This window comes from Bacillus pinisoli (assembly GCF_023036475.1).
In the GTDB taxonomy this organism is placed as follows: Bacteria; Bacillota; Bacilli; order Bacillales; family SA4; genus Bacillus_BS; species Bacillus_BS pinisoli.
This window is the reverse complement of sequence record NZ_JAJQKI010000001.1, coordinates 294,157-311,205: the sequence shown is the minus strand read 5'-3', so window position 1 is coordinate 311,205 and position 17,049 is coordinate 294,157. Positions and strand designations below refer to the sequence as shown.

Annotated in this window: 23 protein-coding genes and 1 pseudogene; 18 read left to right on the top strand and 6 right to left on the bottom strand. The window is 35.3% G+C overall.

Translation table 11 applies throughout. The features are described 5' to 3' along the window. Positions 1-22 precede the first annotated feature (22 nt). Entirely contained in the window at positions 23-568 is a 546-nt protein-coding gene (locus LT143_RS01625; protein ID WP_246938843.1) for a DUF3267 domain-containing protein, read from the bottom strand. A gap of 172 nt (positions 569-740) precedes the next feature. Between LT143_RS01625 and LT143_RS01620 the strand changes: the two genes are divergently transcribed. Beyond that, entirely contained in the window at positions 741-1,094 is a 354-nt protein-coding gene (locus LT143_RS01620; RefSeq protein WP_246938841.1) for a DUF1878 family protein, read from the top strand. Here the strand turns inward: LT143_RS01620 and LT143_RS01615 are convergent, their stop codons facing one another. Both LT143_RS01615 and LT143_RS01610 read right to left on the bottom strand, forming a co-directional pair. Continuing rightward, on the bottom strand, positions 1,095-1,658 hold the full coding sequence (locus tag LT143_RS01615) for an HTH-type transcriptional regulator Hpr (RefSeq protein ID WP_418909789.1): 564 nt from the start codon (positions 1,656-1,658) through the stop codon (positions 1,095-1,097). A 160-nt stretch (positions 1,659-1,818) separates the two neighbouring features. Then, positions 1,819-2,226, bottom strand: a complete 408-nt coding sequence (locus LT143_RS01610) for a YtxH domain-containing protein (protein ID WP_246938840.1) — start codon at positions 2,224-2,226, stop codon at positions 1,819-1,821. 149 nt (positions 2,227-2,375) lie between these two features. Here LT143_RS01610 and LT143_RS01605 point away from each other — a divergent pair, with 149 nt between their 5' ends. Then, entirely contained in the window at positions 2,376-2,573 is a 198-nt protein-coding gene (locus tag LT143_RS01605; protein ID WP_246938838.1) for a membrane protein YhzF, read from the top strand. A 42-nt stretch (positions 2,574-2,615) separates the two neighbouring features. Here LT143_RS01605 and LT143_RS01600 read toward each other — a convergent pair whose 3' ends face one another. Further along, positions 2,616-4,175 (bottom strand): catalase, encoded by a 1,560-nt coding sequence (locus LT143_RS01600; protein WP_246938836.1) that lies wholly within the window; start codon positions 4,173-4,175, stop codon positions 2,616-2,618. A 335-nt stretch (positions 4,176-4,510) separates the two neighbouring features. Here LT143_RS01600 and LT143_RS01595 point away from each other — a divergent pair, with 335 nt between their 5' ends. Further along, a complete protein-coding gene (locus LT143_RS01595) occupies positions 4,511-5,383 on the top strand; it encodes a hypothetical protein (protein ID WP_246938835.1) in 873 nt (290 codons plus the stop codon). Between the two features lie 26 nt (positions 5,384-5,409). Here LT143_RS01595 and LT143_RS01590 read toward each other — a convergent pair whose 3' ends face one another. Further along, positions 5,410-5,841, bottom strand: a complete 432-nt coding sequence (locus tag LT143_RS01590; RefSeq protein ID WP_246938834.1) for an HIT family protein — start codon at positions 5,839-5,841, stop codon at positions 5,410-5,412. 847 nt (positions 5,842-6,688) lie between these two features. On the opposite strand from LT143_RS01590, the gene LT143_RS01585 reads away from it, so the two are divergent. From LT143_RS01585 to LT143_RS01535, 11 genes are all read left to right on the top strand, one after another. Further along, positions 6,689-7,441 carry an ABC transporter ATP-binding protein gene (locus tag LT143_RS01585; protein ID WP_246938833.1) on the top strand — a complete coding sequence of 251 codons (753 nt, stop codon included), beginning with the start codon at positions 6,689-6,691 and terminating at the stop codon, positions 7,439-7,441. Beyond that, positions 7,428-8,645, top strand: a complete 1,218-nt coding sequence (locus LT143_RS01580) for an ABC transporter permease (protein ID WP_246938832.1) — start codon at positions 7,428-7,430, stop codon at positions 8,643-8,645. The genes LT143_RS01585 and LT143_RS01580 overlap by 14 nt, the downstream gene beginning before the upstream one ends. Positions 8,646-8,657: 12 nt before the next feature. Further along, complete coding sequence (locus LT143_RS01575; protein WP_246938831.1) at positions 8,658-9,365, top strand: EcsC family protein; 708 nt, start codon at positions 8,658-8,660, stop codon at positions 9,363-9,365. Between the two features lie 186 nt (positions 9,366-9,551). After that, entirely contained in the window at positions 9,552-10,091 is a 540-nt protein-coding gene (locus tag LT143_RS01570) for a GNAT family N-acetyltransferase (protein ID WP_246938830.1), read from the top strand. A gap of 35 nt (positions 10,092-10,126) precedes the next feature. After that, positions 10,127-10,465, top strand: coding sequence for a hypothetical protein (locus tag LT143_RS01565; protein ID WP_246938828.1), 339 nt, complete (start codon positions 10,127-10,129; stop codon positions 10,463-10,465). A 107-nt stretch (positions 10,466-10,572) separates the two neighbouring features. Next, positions 10,573-11,058 carry a tetratricopeptide repeat protein gene (locus tag LT143_RS01560; RefSeq protein WP_246938826.1) on the top strand — a complete coding sequence of 162 codons (486 nt, stop codon included), beginning with the start codon at positions 10,573-10,575 and terminating at the stop codon, positions 11,056-11,058. A gap of 61 nt (positions 11,059-11,119) precedes the next feature. Further along, on the top strand, positions 11,120-11,668 hold the full coding sequence (locus tag LT143_RS01555) for a GNAT family N-acetyltransferase (protein ID WP_246938824.1): 549 nt from the start codon (positions 11,120-11,122) through the stop codon (positions 11,666-11,668). Between the two features lie 92 nt (positions 11,669-11,760). Next, the gene (locus tag LT143_RS01550) at positions 11,761-11,937 is read left to right on the top strand and encodes a hypothetical protein (protein ID WP_246938822.1); all 177 of its coding nucleotides are present in this window, start codon (positions 11,761-11,763) and stop codon (positions 11,935-11,937) included. A 157-nt stretch (positions 11,938-12,094) separates the two neighbouring features. After that, entirely contained in the window at positions 12,095-12,601 is a 507-nt protein-coding gene (locus tag LT143_RS01545) for a GNAT family N-acetyltransferase (protein WP_246938820.1), read from the top strand. Positions 12,602-12,652: 51 nt separating this feature from the next. Next, entirely contained in the window at positions 12,653-13,075 is a 423-nt protein-coding gene (locus LT143_RS01540) for a hypothetical protein (RefSeq protein ID WP_246938818.1), read from the top strand. Between the two features lie 485 nt (positions 13,076-13,560). Further along, positions 13,561-14,265, top strand: coding sequence for a bacteriorhodopsin (locus LT143_RS01535; RefSeq protein WP_246938816.1), 705 nt, complete (start codon positions 13,561-13,563; stop codon positions 14,263-14,265). 136 nt (positions 14,266-14,401) lie between these two features. On the opposite strand, the pseudogene LT143_RS01530 reads toward LT143_RS01535, so the two are convergent. Next, positions 14,402-14,848 (bottom strand): annotated as a pseudogene (locus LT143_RS01530) (IS3 family transposase); the annotation flags it as partial. A gap of 287 nt (positions 14,849-15,135) precedes the next feature. On the opposite strand from LT143_RS01530, the gene LT143_RS01525 reads away from it, so the two are divergent. The 4 genes from LT143_RS01525 (at position 15,136) to LT143_RS01510 (ending at position 16,984) form a co-directional block, all read left to right on the top strand. Then, on the top strand, positions 15,136-15,699 hold the full coding sequence (locus LT143_RS01525) for a CBO0543 family protein (RefSeq protein WP_246938814.1): 564 nt from the start codon (positions 15,136-15,138) through the stop codon (positions 15,697-15,699). Between the two features lie 404 nt (positions 15,700-16,103). Continuing rightward, positions 16,104-16,313 (top strand): hypothetical protein, encoded by a 210-nt coding sequence (locus LT143_RS01520; RefSeq protein WP_246938812.1) that lies wholly within the window; start codon positions 16,104-16,106, stop codon positions 16,311-16,313. After that, positions 16,234-16,425 (top strand): hypothetical protein, encoded by a 192-nt coding sequence (locus LT143_RS01515; protein ID WP_246939172.1) that lies wholly within the window; start codon positions 16,234-16,236, stop codon positions 16,423-16,425. The genes LT143_RS01520 and LT143_RS01515 overlap by 80 nt, the downstream gene beginning before the upstream one ends. A 178-nt stretch (positions 16,426-16,603) precedes the next feature. Continuing rightward, positions 16,604-16,984, top strand: a complete 381-nt coding sequence (locus LT143_RS01510; protein WP_246938810.1) for a hypothetical protein — start codon at positions 16,604-16,606, stop codon at positions 16,982-16,984. Positions 16,985-17,049 lie beyond the last annotated feature (65 nt).

Here is a 17,049-nt window from a genome sequence, read left to right as displayed (position 1 = left end):
CTAGACTACTGCTGTAGTCTAGTTACATGTTTTCTTCGTATAAAATAATGTCATAGCCACCATTGTTTTCGTCTAGCATACATTTACGAGGTGCTTTGAAGATGTGGTAGCTGTATAATAAGTCAGAAACACAAATTCCAATGTTGATCGCAATTAAGATTGAAACATAGTGCATATAAGCAGGGTACATTAAACTAAATAAGAATAATACCATTGAAAAGAACATAATTGGTGCAAGAATGGTTAGTAGTGCTACCGGTTTTGATAATAATCCACATTGTTTAATGGTTATAATAGGAAATATACCTTTTTTGACAATCTTAGTTTGTACTTTTTTACCCATAAGTTTCAATGCCATGATATGGATGATCTGATGACCTGGGACAAGCAATAGAGCTATTAGGCATACATAGATTAAGCCATTATCTTCAAGTGGTCTAGAGTGGAAAAATAGCTGCATGGATACATACATGACGATAAAGGCTAATATGGAAATTAAAAAAGAAAGAAAAAATAATCGATGGAATCCGTAATCTTTTGATAGATTAATGGTTTTCCAGCAGGTCATGATCTTCACCTCGAACTTTAAGTAACTCTTTACCTCTGATACTTTACTCGCTTTATAGTTAAAGGTCAATAGGAATTGCACCAATTTTTTTAGTCAAATTTTTTAAAATAATGTTGATTTAAAACTTGCATATTTGGTATTGAAAATTAAGTTTTAAGAAAGGAGGATATATTTGGATACACTAGAGAAACGATTAGAGAGACTTGAGTACTATCAGCGATTAATGTTAGAGTTGGTCAACCTAGAAAAATGGCCCTTACATCAACTCATTATTAAAAGACAGTTAACGGAAGAAGAGGTAGATGAATTATTTTGTTTATGTGAGGAATTAACGGAGGAGTATAAAAGACAAAAAGCAGAGGGCTTTGTGGGCTTCTCTCCGCTTTTACATATGTTTATTGATCGTTTAAACAGAAAAATTACGGCAATCGAAACAATTGAAGCGCTTTATAAAGAACAAATGTATGTACCGTTAATGACGATTTTTAAAAATATCATCATTGAACAACACACAAAGAGCAGTTAGTTACTCAACTCTTTTATAAAGCTTTCCGTCGACTTCAATGAAATCTCCTTCAATATTTTCAATGGATTTCTCAAATATTTGTAAGAACTCATCACCATAAATTTGACGAATAATACTAGTTAGATCTAAGAATTCTGGGAATTTACCGTATATCTCTTTCAAAGGTAACGAACCACCAAATACAGAATAAGTAGAAGGGCGATAGTTTTCCATTAAGTCTAGTAAAAGTTTTTCGCCGTTTTCTGTTAATTCCACATAAGTATTACGCTTATCATCCTCTTTTTTCGAGAATTGTAAATACCCTCGATCCTCCAGCTTCTTTGAGAAGTTAAAGGCCGTTGAAACGTGCATGACCCCAAATTTTGCAATTTCAGAGATGGAAGCTCCCTTGAGATGATAAGCAATCCACAGAATATGGTGCTCATTAATGTTTAAGTCATACGGCTTAATCCACTGTTGCCAATCCTTCTCAATCGACTTCCACAAGGCTTTGCTAAGTTGTGCAATCCTCTGACTATAGACTAAAGCTTCTTTCATTGAATACTCATTTTCATGATTCAGAATAATCACCTACTAACGTAGCATTTTCTTTATGCTAGAATTATATATCTATTATGCCAATAAACTAGTAAATAATAAAGAAAAGGTTTTCATAAATTGAAAAATATTTTCTATACGATAATATTTTTCTGGGAATTGAGCTAAAAATAAAGCCACCCATGCTCTAGTTTAGAGCATTGTGGCGGCTTGATTGTAGAGCGGACTCTAACTTGTTAAGAGTATCTTCAATCTCTTTGATTTCATTATGAATGTTAACCTGATGTGGAGCTATGTCCTTCTTCCAAGAAGAAATTGTTTCTTGCACGTCTTCGGTAAAATCCCTTACAACTTCCGTCCCTTCTCTTGTGGACTTTTCAAGTAGTTGGAGGAACTGCTTTGCTTCACTTTTTAAGTCATACAGTTTTTCTGACAGCTCTTGACTGTTTTCCTTGATAGAAGCTCTAAGCTGTACACCAGATTTGGGTGCTGAAAGTAGCATGGTCATACCACCAATTACACCACCAACAAGTACTCCAAGAAAAAACGTATTTCCTTTCATTTCTTTCACCACTCCATTAAAGATTCTGGACATTTAAGAAGCTTGTCCAAAGATTTTTTTACTATATTCGACATGATTGGTGCAAAATCCTTTTTAAAACTTTACCCTTCTGTTAGTAGAGTTAAACACTTCATATATCAAGTATTGTAAGCATACATTTAATTAAAGAGGGGGAACGTACTATGCTAGCAGGATTAATGATTTGTTGTGGAATTATAGGCTTATTCTTTTATATAAAAATGATTCAATATTTTATCTCTTCTCAAACAACAGGTGCATATCCACCTGTAAGAATCTTAAAACAAAAAGCTATGGCGATGGGTGGAATTGGGACCGTCTTTATTGTATTTTGCTTGATTTTCTATTTTTTTGTTCGTTAGGGAAATAAAAGCTGAACTAATTTGTTCAGCTTTTATGACTTATTAATACGGATCTGAAGGATGCCCCATTTTTTCCGCTTTGCTAACTGCTTCATCCATTTTATTACCTTCTGAGGCCATTTTCAGGCCTTCTGCAACACGCTTACCGTAATCGGCATCACACTGAGTGAAGTGCTCAACCATACGGTCTTGAATTTCTTTGCGACAAGAGGATAGCGCACCAACTAGGTTAGAGATTAACTCATCGCGCTCCCAATCATTAAGGCGTCGGTATGTTTCACCGGCTTGACCATAGTTGTTTTCACGAGAAATTGTCTCTCTTTTCAAGTTACCTTCTACATATGGCTCGTGCTCTTTACCAGGGTTTTTCGCTTCTTTTAACCCACCAATGAGAGAAGGCTCGTAATTGATATGTGGATTTTGATCTTTTCCATAATCAGTACGGAAGTCCATTTGGCCACCCGATTGGTTTGTTGCTACATGCTTCTTAGGGCGATTAATTGGTAATTGCAGATAGTTTGAACCTACACGATAACGTTGTGTATCAGAATAAGAGAACGTTCTACCTTGTAGAAGTTTATCATCAGAAAAATCTAAACCATCTACAAGAACCCCCGTACCAAATGCAACCTGTTCCACTTCGGTGAAGTAGTTTTCAGGGTTTTTGTTAAGGACGAGCTTACCTACTTTATGCCATGGGAATTTATCTTTGTACCAAAGTTTCGTTGGATCTAATGGATCGAAGTCAAGGTCAGGGTGCTCATGATCTTCAATAACCTGAACATATAGCTCCCATTCCGGATATTCTCCACGCTTAATTGCTTCATATAAATCCTGAGTAGCATGATTAAAATTCGTTGATTGAATTTCATCTGCTTCTTTCTGAGAAAGGTTACGTATCCCTTGTACTGGCTCAAAATGATACTTTACAAGATGAGCCTTTCCTTCTTCGTTCACCCATTTGTAAGCATGTACCCCAGAACCTTGCATTTCACGGTAGTTAGCTGGAATTCCCCATGGTGAGAATAGGAAGGTAATCATATGCATGGACTCAGGTTGATTGCATAAGAAGTCAAACATGCGCTCTGGATCTTGAACATTTGTCACTGGATCAGGTTTAAAGGCGTGTACCATATCTGGGAACTTAAGTGGGTCACGGATAAAGAATACCTTTAAATTGTTACCTACTAAATCCCAGTTACCATCTTCTGTATAGAATTTAACGGCAAATCCTCTTGGATCACGTAAGGTTTCCGGAGAATGCCCTCCATGAACAACGGTAGAAAAGCGGATAAATACTGGAGTTTGTACGTCAGTATTTGTAAAAACCTTAGCACGAGTATACTTCGAGAGTGGTTCGTCGTTTATTGTTCCATATGACTGGAAATACCCGTGTGCGCCAGCACCTCTAGCATGAACAACGCGTTCTGGAATTCTTTCTCTGTCAAAGTGACTGATTTTTTCTAGGAAATCATAATTCTCTAAAGTAGTGGGTCCACGATCTCCCACAGTTCTGACATTTTGATTGTTTGTAACGGGATGACCCTGACGGTTTGTAAGGGTATCATCGGAATGTTGATTGTTAGTATGTTCTTCCTTCACACACCATACCTCCTTTTTATGTACAGCTTTTTCTAAAGGTTTGTTGCTTTTCAACCAACTTTATCTGATGTTCATTTCGATACAATAAAAGCCGTATGTAATGGTTTAAAAAAGAGCAGCTCGCTACATGTAAAGTACATCAAATTGTACTAGTTGGAAAAAAATCCTTGAAAGCAACCTTTACTACGAAAAACAGCCTATGTACAGAATCATTTTTACCTAAATACAGGTACATATTCCCAAAAAAGCAATTTTTTTTAATAATTACCATGTATAATTTGTTGTATAAACGGGGACTTGAGTAGAATAATTTTGATAGAGAGGAGCTCACCATAATGTACCGTGAAAATAAACCATTACATATAAGTCCATATGATCATCCAGATATCTATCCAGGTCCGAGACCTTGGAGTTCGTTTGTTTTTTATAAGGGAGTGGCTCATCGTATAGAGGAAAGAGTCTGCTTAGAAGAGTCAATGATCCACGTATCAACAGGAGGAGAAAGGTTTGGCTCCTTTTTACCCGGTTCAAGTAAGGCTGTAACACTAGCACAATTTCTTGATGAAGAAGGTCATACACCACTTCATAAGAGAATACCGGTGTTGGCGTATGGTTCAAATGTTTGTTTGGCTCAGTTATTATATAAAGCAAATTTAAATCACAACGTCTCAGACCTTTATATTTGTTTTCGGGCGACCTTATTAGATACCGACATTGTTTATGGCTCCTTTTTAGCACCTTATGGGGCTTTACCTGCAATAATGGCGCCAGTAAAAGGGGCAGAGACAGAGGTATGGGTGACCTTTTTAGAGCCCGAACAATTAGAACATATGAATAAAACAGAGGGTGGCTATCAATTACGTGAACTAAGTAATGGAAAGATTAAATGGACTGTAGAGAATCAGATTCATACCTATTATGCATATTATTGTGATAAAGCCTTATGGTTTAAAGATTCCTTCGTTCGTTTCCCGGATATCCCTGGTAACTCACCATTACCGGCCATATGGCAAGCAGATATGCTTGTACATGTAAAAGAGCTATGTCAATTTGGTGGAACGAGAGAAGAGTTTATTCATTTACTGAGGTGGAACCATTCATTTCGCTTAAGTGTTGAAGAAGTGTTAAAAACATTTGAAGTAACAATCGATCACCCCGACTGGGTACCTACTCAACACTTCTATACAATTGAAGAACAGAAGACATAAAAAAACCTGTCGTCTCAAGCGACAGGTTATTCAATGCCAGAAGAAATACTACTAGCAATATCAGACAGTTGTTGCGGCGAGTAATCATTCGCATGAGACTTCCATACAGCCCCAAATCCATCCCCTTTACCATAACGAGGAATAATGTGAAGATGAAAATGAAACACAGATTGCCCAGCTTGCTCCCCGTTATTATTAAGCAAGTTAAGCCCAATAGGTGAAAACTGCTTCTTAATGGAGTTAGAAATCTTAGGGACCACCTTAAAAATTTCTTGAGCAATTTCTGGCGTCAATTCAAACACATTCTCTTTATGTACCTTTGGAATGACCAGCGTATGTCCTTTAGAAACCTGGCTAATATCAAGGAACGCCAAAACATGCTCATTTTCAAACACCTTTGCACTAGGAATCTCACCCTTTACAATCTTACAGAAAATACAATCATCCTTATGTTCCATGTACACCTCATCCTTTCAAGAAATAGCTTTTTTTATATTGTATAGACAGATGGGTAAATTTACAAATAAAGAAAATTCGACAAGTGCCTGTCACCACGTCTGGTAAAGATTAATCGACAAGTGCCTGTCACTTGTCGCCGTTACTTTCGGGCACTGTATCCCGGTCACTCGCCACCACTGTATACCCGTCAGCCCGTCAGCCGTTATGACAAAAAACAGGATGCAACGTTTAGTTGCATCCTGTTCGGTTGAAGAGGAGCGATAGAAGAAAAAAGAAATTATAAGGGTAGGTTATTTTTCGTAGACACCTCATTTGCAATTTGATAAACCAGTCATTATAGAAATAATGGAAAATGGTCTACCGCCAACACCTCATTTTTAAAGTGGAATGTGTTTGGTAACTTTAGCAAAATGGTCTTTGATAAACACCTCATTTGCAGTTTTGATAAACCAGTCAATCATTATAGAAATAATGGAAAATGGTTTACCGCCAACACCTCATTTAAAATAGAATGTGTTTGGTTGCTATACAAAATGGTCTTTGACAAACACCTCATTTATAATTTTGGTAAGAGCTAGTAACGTGATCTAGGATCCTTGTTCAAGCTTACCACTTCCTTCATCAATTTTTTTATAAATTTACTGAAGGCTCTGAGTTGAATCGATTAATCCCTGCCGTAAACACCTCATTTGGTTGTTTATTTGCTTGGTTTCGATTCTTTTTTTCTTCAACTCCTCTTCATGAAATATTTTGTCCGATGCACTCGAAAATATGTGAAAAAGATTTTTTTCTTTAAAAGAAAATTTTGGTAAGATAGAAGAAAGTCAAATTAGGTGGGGAAATTGTATGAAACCATTATTAGAAATAAAAGACCTGACAGGTGGTTATACAAAAAATCCTGTACTTCATAACGTGAATTTCTCCATTCATTCCAATGAGCTAGTGGGGCTAATTGGATTAAATGGAGCAGGAAAAAGTACGACGATTAAACATATAATAGGATTAATGGATCAAAAAGGTGGCTCGATCACAATAAATGGACAAACTCTCAAAGAAAATCCAGAGGGATATCGTTCACAATTTACCTATATACCAGAAATGCCTATTTTGTATGAAGAGCTTACGCTTGAAGAGCATTTAAAAATGACCGCAATGGCTTACTCCATTAATGAGGAAGATTATAAAACAAGAGTTGATTTTCTTGTAAAAGAATTTCATATGGAGAAGCGCTTAAAATGGTACCCGGCTCATTTTTCAAAGGGGATGAAGCAGAAGGTCATGATTTTGTGCGCGTTTCTTGTGCAGCCTTCTCTTTACATTATAGACGAACCGTTTCTTGGCCTAGATCCACTTGGAATACAATCTCTTTTACAGCTGCTTCAAGCTAAAAAAGAGGAAGGAGCAGGCATCCTGATGTCCACACATATCCTTTCAACAGCAGAGAGGTATTGTGATTCCTTTGTCATTCTACATGAAGGGAAAGTAAGAGCAAAGGGAACACTTCAGGCACTTCAGGAGGAATTTAACATGCCTGGTGCCACATTAGATGATATATACGTTCAATTAACAAAGGAAGAAATAACTAATGGACCTAAATAATATTTGGAGACAGCGTTTCTCAGACTATATAAAAGAACTCAGCCGTTATTTGAAGTATATGTTTAATGATCATCTCATGATTGTTGCTTTTATCGGTGCGAGTGCAGGTGCCGTTTATTACAGGCAGTGGCTTGCTCAATTGCCAGAAACATTTCCATTTGAATGGATTATGGGGGTAATCTTGGGACTTGTCATTAGTACTTCATCAATCAGGTCCTTTTTAAAAGAGCCTGATCTTGTCTTTTTACTACCAGTTGAACACAAGATGAATGACTATTTCCGAAAAGGCATTCAATACAGCTTTTTCATGCATGCGATTGGAATATTAGTGACATTTCTCATCATGGTTCCGATGTACAATCAGTTTTCCGACAGTAGCCTTGTTAAGCTGATGATCTTGTTTTTTATTATGCTAGTCCTTAAAGGATGGAATTTGTTTCTGACGTGGCGGATGCTCCATCAAGTTGACGGGCAATCAACATGGCTTGATTTCGGTACTCGGTTTATCTTTACGACTGTATTCTTGGTATTGTTGTTCCAAGAAGCGTCGTCTGCCTTTCTATACATACTATTTGCAATTGCCATACTATGGGCTATTTCTTTTGACAGGATGACGAAGGGGAAGACAGTGAAGTGGGAGCTTCTACTTCAAATGGAACAAAGACAAATGAATCGCTTCTATCAACTGGCTAATTTATTTGTAGATGTTCCACACCTAAGAAGTGAAGTGAAGCCAAGAAGATGGTTAAACTGGCTTTTTTCTAGCATCCCATTAAAACATGATAAAATGTTTGACTTCCTATATTTAAAAACGTTTGTTAGAACGGGGGAATACTTAGGTATCTATATGCGCCTTCTCGTAATAGGAGGATTTATACTATCAGGTGTTCACTTTACTTACGGTTCTCTTATTATTGTTCCATTTTTTATCTATCTGTCCGGTCTACAGCTTTTTGCTATGTTTAAACAGCATGATCAAAAACTATGGTTAAGTTTATATCCGATTAGAATGGATGCAAGAAGGACGGCTTTTTTGAAATTGCTCTTTAGACTAATGCTCGGTTATGTCATCCTCTTATCAGTGCTGGTTATCTTTATTAAGGGGGCGGCTGTAGCACTTCTATGTGCAGTGATTTCAACCATTTTTACTTATCTGTTTATCTTTATGTACTTGAAAAATAAACTGGTAAAGGTTACGGAATAAGGTGAAGTAGGTATGACATATGAGGAAGAGATACAACTCGAATCACTGGTATGGAAGAAGAAATTAGTTCGTAGAAAAGGAATGGTAGAGCGCTTTTCTAAAAATGCTCAATCTAAAATGAATCGTCTGATTCCTCAAAAAGCGCATAATATCATCACGGATAGCATTAAGCAAATGGTCGAATGGACGATGACGAGTACAAAGTACTTATCCAAGAGCTCATATAATACAAACTTAACTTTACTTGAGAGGGAAAAGTTAATCCAAGAAAAACTTCAAGCTTATAAACGAACAGCCGCTCTTGAGGGAGCAGGAACAGGAGCTGGCGGGATTTTTTTAGGTTTAGCCGATTTCCCACTCTTACTTGGAATAAAAATGAGATACTTATTTGATGTCGGTAAGATATACGGCTTTCCAACTAGTGAAGAGAGTGAACGACTTTTCCTTTTACATGTTTTTCAGCTTGCTTTCTCAAGAGAAGAGCAAAAAGAAGAATTAGTAGAGGTCATAGAAGCATGGGATACAAACGTAAAAGTGAGAAGTATAGAATGGCAAACCTGGCAGCAGGATTACCGTGATTATATTGATTTAATAAAGATGCTTCAACTCGTGCCAGGTGTAGGTGCAGTGGTAGGTGCGGTCGCTAATTATCATTTATTAGATCATTTAGGAGAAACAGCCATTCAATGCTACCGATTGAGAATGTTTTATAAAGGGTAAAAGAGCCCTAATTTTCAACAAGAGATAGAGTACATAGCGGGTAAATGACACGAAAGGCATACGAATCAACGTATGCCTTTTCTTATAATAAGGCTCTTTTCTAACGATATATACTTCATTTTATCACGTGGAATAAGCTTAACCTCAGATAAACTAGTTTAAAAAAGTGGAAAAGAGCCTTTAATAATGAAAACGGCAGATAGAGGAGTTAATGTGTTAATACGAACTGAAAATCATCATGATTATAAAAATGTTTTTAATCTTCATTATAGTGCCTTTGGAAATCGGGAAGATGAATCAAGATTAATTGAAAGAATTCGAAAGTCGGACGGGTTTATTCGTGAACTCTCTATCGTGATTGAACAAGAGGGACTTCTTGTAGGTCACATCCTTATTAGTAAAGCAAAAGTGATGAATGAACAACAGGAAAAAGAGGTTTTAGTATTAGCTCCTATTGCAGTGGATCCACAGGTACAAAGGTCGGGTATAGGTAAGAAATTAATGGAAGAGGGAATAAGAAGAAGTAAAGAATTGGGATTCGGACTTATCTTCTTAATTGGACACCCAACGTACTATCCTAAATTTGGCTTTAAGCCTGCGAGAGAATTCGGTCTAGAATTGAAACAATACAAAGTACCAGATGACGTTTTTATGGTAGTAGAGATCCGGAATGGTGAATTAGAAAAGGTAAAAGGAGAACTACTTTATCCGGAAGTTTTTTTTTGAATAACGAGTGATTGAAAGAAAGTGTGGAGCAGAAAATGAAGTGTGATTGTGAACAACAAGAAACATGTAAGTTAAAGGTGGAAGGCGATGTAGGAGCTGATCCAATTTGGTGTAATCAATGTGGCTGTAATTTTGAGTTAGATGATATACCACTATCAAATGAATTAAAGCGAGAATTGAGCAATTGGGCAACACAGTATGGTGATTGGATGGATTGGGAATTAGACCAGGTGATTGAAAATGGTATGGAAATGGAGGAAGTGCACAACAGAAAAGGTGCTTTTTTAACAGAAAAAGTTCAGTCAGAACTTTGGGGGAAATATAAAGTTAAGTTCTCACCTTCATCAATGGGAAGAAGTTATACAAAAAAATAGATTAAAAAAACTTGGGTGCAGCTAGTACTCTTTTTCTCTATTCGTCAATCAGTGAAATAGTCTAACAGGTGGTGGTACATATAGAATAAATATTGGAGTTGAGGAGATTGGAAAAAGAACTAGACAAAGCTGTACATTTACGGAAGATTGGGAGTAATAAGGAATCAAATGTCCTACTTATGAAACTGGTACAGGAGCATCCAGAAAATGCTTCGGTAAACTATCAATGTGCTTGGAGTTTTGATTTATTAGGTGAAGAGTCTAAAGCAGTACCTTTTTATGAAAAAGCAATTGAGTTAGGGTTGCCACCTGATGAATTGGAAGGGGCTTTATTAGGATTAGGGAGTACATATAGAACACTTGGAGAATATGAGAAGTCAAAAAAGACACTTCAAAAGGGAATTGAAACATTTCCAAACAATAGAGCCCTTCAAACATTCTACTCAATGACTTTATATAATTTGAACGAACATAGTAAAGCAATGGAGTTATTACTAAAATGTTTAATAGAAACAACGAAAGACGAAGATATTCTAATTTATAAAAAGGCAATTGATTTTTATTCAAATAAATTAGATGAAATTTGGGAGTAGTTTTTGGAAGAGTCTACTCAAGTTTTCGAGTTTTTACCCATAGTAATAGGAGGGTATTGTGGTGTTGAATGTAGAGATAAGAAGACCCGAAATTGAGGACAGAGAACAGGTAAAAGAGTTTTTTAGACTTGTCATCATAGATACATTTAATAAAGAAGGCATCGGGGAAAAGTTAGATGATATGAAGGATGAAATTAAAACGAAAGAAGCGTATTTAGAAGATGATTATAAAAGCAATGGTAACAGACGCAATTTTTTGATAGCTGTTGATGGTAGGAATGATAAAATTATCGGTTGCATCGAATTTGGACCAGCAAGCAATCTCATAATTGAATGTACAAATAATAACTTCAAAGATTTATTGGAAGTTGGTACGGTTTTTGTCCACCCAGACTATCAAGGGAGGGGCGTAGGGAAACTACTATTGAACAAAATGTTTAATACATTACAAAGCCAAGGGATCAAAGAATGTTGCTTAGATAGTGGGTATATTCAAGCACAAAAAGTTTGGAAAAACAAATTCGGAGAACCTAATTACTTGTTAAAAGATTATTGGGGGATAGGGTATCATCATATGATATGGAAGATTGGAGTGAGTAATTGTATTTAGAGTAATTAACAATGAGGGTACTAAACTTTCTCTGTAAAGAATAAATATTGAATATAGAAAATGCAGGTCATAAAGAACATGGGAGTGGTGGTATGAAAGAGAGGATAGAAAAAGGATTTAATGTTTCAGCTGGATCTAAAAATGCAATTACTTTTGGTTCTGCTTTAGCCATTACTATATCTTGGAGTCTTCATAAATCAATTCTCTGGGCAATCATTCACGGAATATTTAGTTGGTTCTACGTTATTTATTATGTATTCACTAGGTAAAGTCATTCAGTCAATTATTAAGTACCATAAATAGTAGTAGAAACATTATAACATTAACAGGGTGTTGATCCGGTGCAGGATTAGCACCTCTTTTTGTTGAACTACTTATTATCATAAAGGTGGAAATAGATTAATAAAACACAGAAGACGGTGAAGTATGGAGAACTTTGTATTAATAAAGGGTTCAAATAAGGATGTTGAAACTATCTATCAGATTATTAAACAACGAATTAATTGGATGGATTCAAATAAAATAGAACAATGGAATAAGACAGATTATCTTAAATCATATCCGATAGAATATTTTAAAGAGAAAGTTACAAGTGGAGAGCTATATGTAATGAAAGATGAAAGTTCTGATAAGGTTGTTGGAGCGGTAGTATTATTGGAAGAAGATCAGCGTTGGAAAAAAGATGGTGTAAAAAGCTACTATCTTCATAATCTAGTAAGTGATACAGAAGTACCAGGGATTGGGAATAGAATAATTGACTTATGTGAAAAACTAGCTAGTAGGAATGGTAAGGATAGACTTAGGCTAGATTGTCAATCTACCAATACAAAACTTAACCATTATTATTATAGGCTAGGTTTTAAATATGTTGGAAATGTTCAAGTGGGTAATTATTATGGAACTAAACGCGAAAAGGTCAAAAATCTGTTTTAAGTATTATTAAATTAACCGTAGCAGTTAATGTATATAAAGGAGGGGGCATTATTGCATCCAATAACAGTAAGTGAAATAACTATTTCAGTTTTTCTTGTAATCGTTATTTTGGGTATTGCATTGCTAGTACCCAAGAAAGTTAGGAGACTTAGTTTACTTATAGCTTCTACGCTCATGTTAATAATGCTTTTATTTTTTACAATACGTCCCCAGTGGATAGATTACCAAGTTTCAATAAAGATAGACCAACTAAACCAATATCTTGAGGAAAAGTATCCAAATGAAGTTTGGGAGGTACGTCGTCAAGAAGGTAGGCAATATAACCCATATCAATTAAAAGTAACATTTGAAGGTGAGAAAGATTGGACATATACCTATACTGTTCATGATAAGAAAATCTGCCAAAGCGCTTGGTCGCCTCCTGAAGGTAAATCACCTAGTCAAGGAAAATATTATGATGAAAATTGCAAATAATTCGTTTTATTATAGGCTCTTTTCTAAAGCTTTGTTGCTTTTCAATCTATATTTCAGCAATTTCGCCAAATTTAATATGATTAAACTGATTTTTTAAAGCTTAGAAAAGAACAACTCTCTAAATTTAAAGCAGAGATTTTGTCTTAACATGTAAAAATCCGGCTTTTGGGATTTTTACGTAAGCAACAATCTATACGAAAACAGCAATATTATAAATGGCAAGAATACCTGAACAATAATACTGAAAACGAATTAACATACCAGAGGTTGAAGATGAATTATATTATTTTCGGCCTATTTATGTGTGTGATTTTTGCTGGTTTAAGAAAAAGCAACAACACTGATTATTGAAAAAGGGTGAGAAGCATTCAAAAAAACATAGTGGAAAAAATGTTCTTGCTCCAAACGTCATCCACCGTGAAGTATGAAAAAAGTAACTTTTTCCGATACTGAAGTAATAATCTAGTACTAGAGGTGGGATGATATTGGTTTACACATTACATTGGTTTTATGTTGTAGTCATGGCTCTAGGAGCCTTGTATTTTTATTTGTTAAGCAAGAAGCCTCGAGGGGTTCCAAAGTACGAGTATGTCATTGCTATTTTTATTCCGTGCTGGTCAGGGGCAGCCTATTTATCAATTGCGCTTGGACAAGGCTTTCTTGAAGCAGGTGAGCGGGTTATATTCTTTGCCAGATATATAGACTGGGTTGTGACAACGCCTTTGCTATTACTTGCACTGGCACTTACGGCAATGTTTGAAAAGGAAAAAAAGGATAAAGCGCTAATTGCCTCTCTAATGGGTGCAGATGTTGTGATGATTTTGACGGGGTTAATTGCAGATTTCTCCTCTGGTATTCAAACATATATATGGTACTTTATAGGTGTAGGGTCGCTTCTCATCATTTTTTACATAACGTGGTATCCTTTAAGGAAAATAGCAAAATCTTCATCTGCTGAATTATATAAACACTATAATCGTTCAGCTGCTTATCTTACTTTTTTTTGGATTGGCTATCCAACTGTTTGGATACTCGGACCATCTGGACTTGCAATATTGCAAGATAGTATAGCTATACTTTCTTTCATTATTTTGCCGATCTTTTCAAAAGTTGGTTTTAGTATTCTAGACCTTTGGGGACTTAGAAAAACAGGTTTACGTAAGATTAACAGTCACGATGTAACTGCATAGAACTAGTTTCAAAAGATTCTCTACCTTCTTGTGATAAACCGTTCTGTTTTGAGGTGCATTATAATTAAAAGACATACTAATTGGCATGGGGATTGTGAACTGCCCCCCGTCAAGTAGACAGTGGAAATAAAATGATTTAAGCGGCTTTAGCTCTATATTCCATAGGACTAAGGCCGTTTAATCGTTTTTGGTATCTTTCATGATTATAAAAATGGATGTACTCATCTATCGCAAGAGAAAGTTCCTCAAATGTCTTATATTTACGCCTATAATACTTCTCACATTTGAGGGTTCCCCAAAAAGATTCCATTGGTCCGTTATCAATACATCTACCAACTCGGGACATACTTTGCTTCATTTTCGCTGCATCAATTTTTCGTTTGAATCCCCTAGAGGTGTATTGAAATCCACGGTCACTATGAATAAGGGGGCGATCTCCATTCAAAAGCGCTGTTGCTTGGTCAAGCGTATTTAATACAAGGTTATTATTATTGGAATGCCCAAGTACATAGCTAATAATTGATCCATCGTATAGATCGCGAATGGCGCTTAAATAAGCCTTCTTTGTCCCATATTTAAGTTCCAAACAGAATAAGCCAATTTACCTTGTTTGAATACGATGAAAAATCTTATCTGATAATAACTTCACCAGGTTCACAATGTACTCAAAAGTTAAAAGTTCTTGCAGTTGAAGAGTTACCAAAAGATATAAGAGATTACTTTCTTAAATTATCATGATAATGTTTTTGTTTCACAAACGGGTGCGATACTCTTAAATAACAATGGATCACCTTTGTAATGGAGCAGTTTAGTATAACAAATAAATGGTTAGAATACTTGATAATGTTTCATTATTAGGTGGGATAGTAAATGAAAGATGGACAAACAGATTATTTGAATAAAATTAGATCAATGGCTGAAGAATTAAGTCAGTTTCAAATAGAATATTGGAAATCATTCTCAAATTTCGAAACATGGCAATTTTGGGTAGTTATTTTGATGTTAATCGTACCACTAATTGTTTTATTCGTTTCAATTGATAAGAATAAAACATTACTTCTAGGTTTTTTTGGACTTAATTATCATATCTGGTTCGCTTATGTTAATTCTATTGGGATTAATTTAGGGTTATGGGAATATCCGTATCAGATACTCTCCTTTATACCAAGCTTTGCCTTAGATGCTTCCTTAGTCCCTGTTAGTTTTATGTTGTTATACCAGTGGACGTTAAACCACAAAAAGAATATCTATCTATACTCGTTATTTCTATCTGCATTTTTTGCATTTGTGTTAAAACCAATCATGGTAAACTTCCACTTTTTCCATATGTATAAGGGAGTAAATTATGTATATTTGTTTATATTCTATGTAGCATTTTTCATTGTGTCTAAACTGATTACAAACCTATTTGTATGGCTGAAAAAAAGGAATTAATTGAACTAATGGTAAGGATTATTTAACAAGGAATGGTTTATGATCACCTAGGGTTTTATTGATGACAAAATCAAAGTATTGAATAAAAGAGTTTATAAAGTTGAATCTGAAATAGAGAGATTAAGCAGACAGTAAGGTAGCAAAAACTTCATAACTGTCTTTTTCTATTGAAAATTTGTGAGTGTCTTCATAAACTAAAGGGTTCGTTAATACAATATGGAACCTTGAGAGTTAAATTTAAGGAAAAAAGGACAGTTCTTGTGAAACATTTCCGTTGTAGTAATTGATTTTATTAGGAAAATTAAGAATGCCATCTCCAATGTTGGGCAAGTTGCGAAATCTTATGACTTTATATGTTATAATAAAAATCTTATGTAAGCGATTAATGATGGTGGTGTAAGGAAATGAACAAACGTTGGACAATTAGTAAAATAAAAGAGTTTGTTGAGAAGAATTCTGATAGTAAGTTACTAACTACGGAATATCACGGATTTTCTCAAAAGCTAGTATTTAAATGTGCATGTGGCAGCAATTTTGAAAAAACATTTACAAAGTTTAGAAATAATCACCAACGTAAATGTGACGTGTGCCAGCCTCCAAAAGAGTCACGTTAAGAATATTGGAAAAAACGAGGTGCCGATTTCAAGAAATGGAAATTGGCACTATTTTTATTTTGTAGATGGCATGACTGACCATTCAGATGGAAGTGGAATCATGATAGCATGACTGAACAATAATATTTAGCAATATGGTTTTTGTATAAACCCCGGAAAGGGAGAGATTGGATCAGTGGGCTTTGTTGTTGAAGTAAAGGGTGAGTTTAGTGGAACAAGGGTTATATTATTGATTCAGCGAATTTATAATGATGTACGTAAAAAAATGAGTCGCTTAGAGAGGGAAAAATATGATTTTTGAATATGAAATGAATTCAGAGACAAAGACGATAGAAAATCCAACACTTGAAACTATTTTAGAAAACCTAAATGAAATTAACCCCCGTAATAAGTCTTTTTTCATACTCACAAATGATTCAGGTGATTTTGTACAATGTGCTGGGGCAAAATTACGACTTACACTAGAATATAAACATTTACAGAAATTAAATGTTTTAGGACTAGAAAAGGAAAACAAGGAGGGAATTTCAATAAATTACAGTGGAGGGGCAATATCACTCCAAAGGAATGAAGTCTTAAATATCAATGATGCAATTAAGGTTTTCGAGAATTTTTATAAAGCAGGGAATATCCCGAATAGTTATATACTTCGTCAAGTAGAATTAGATTGAACCTGTTGAAATGCTTGTTAAGCTAAAGGGGGCTTTAATTGAAGAAGACCCTCTATGTTTCCAGG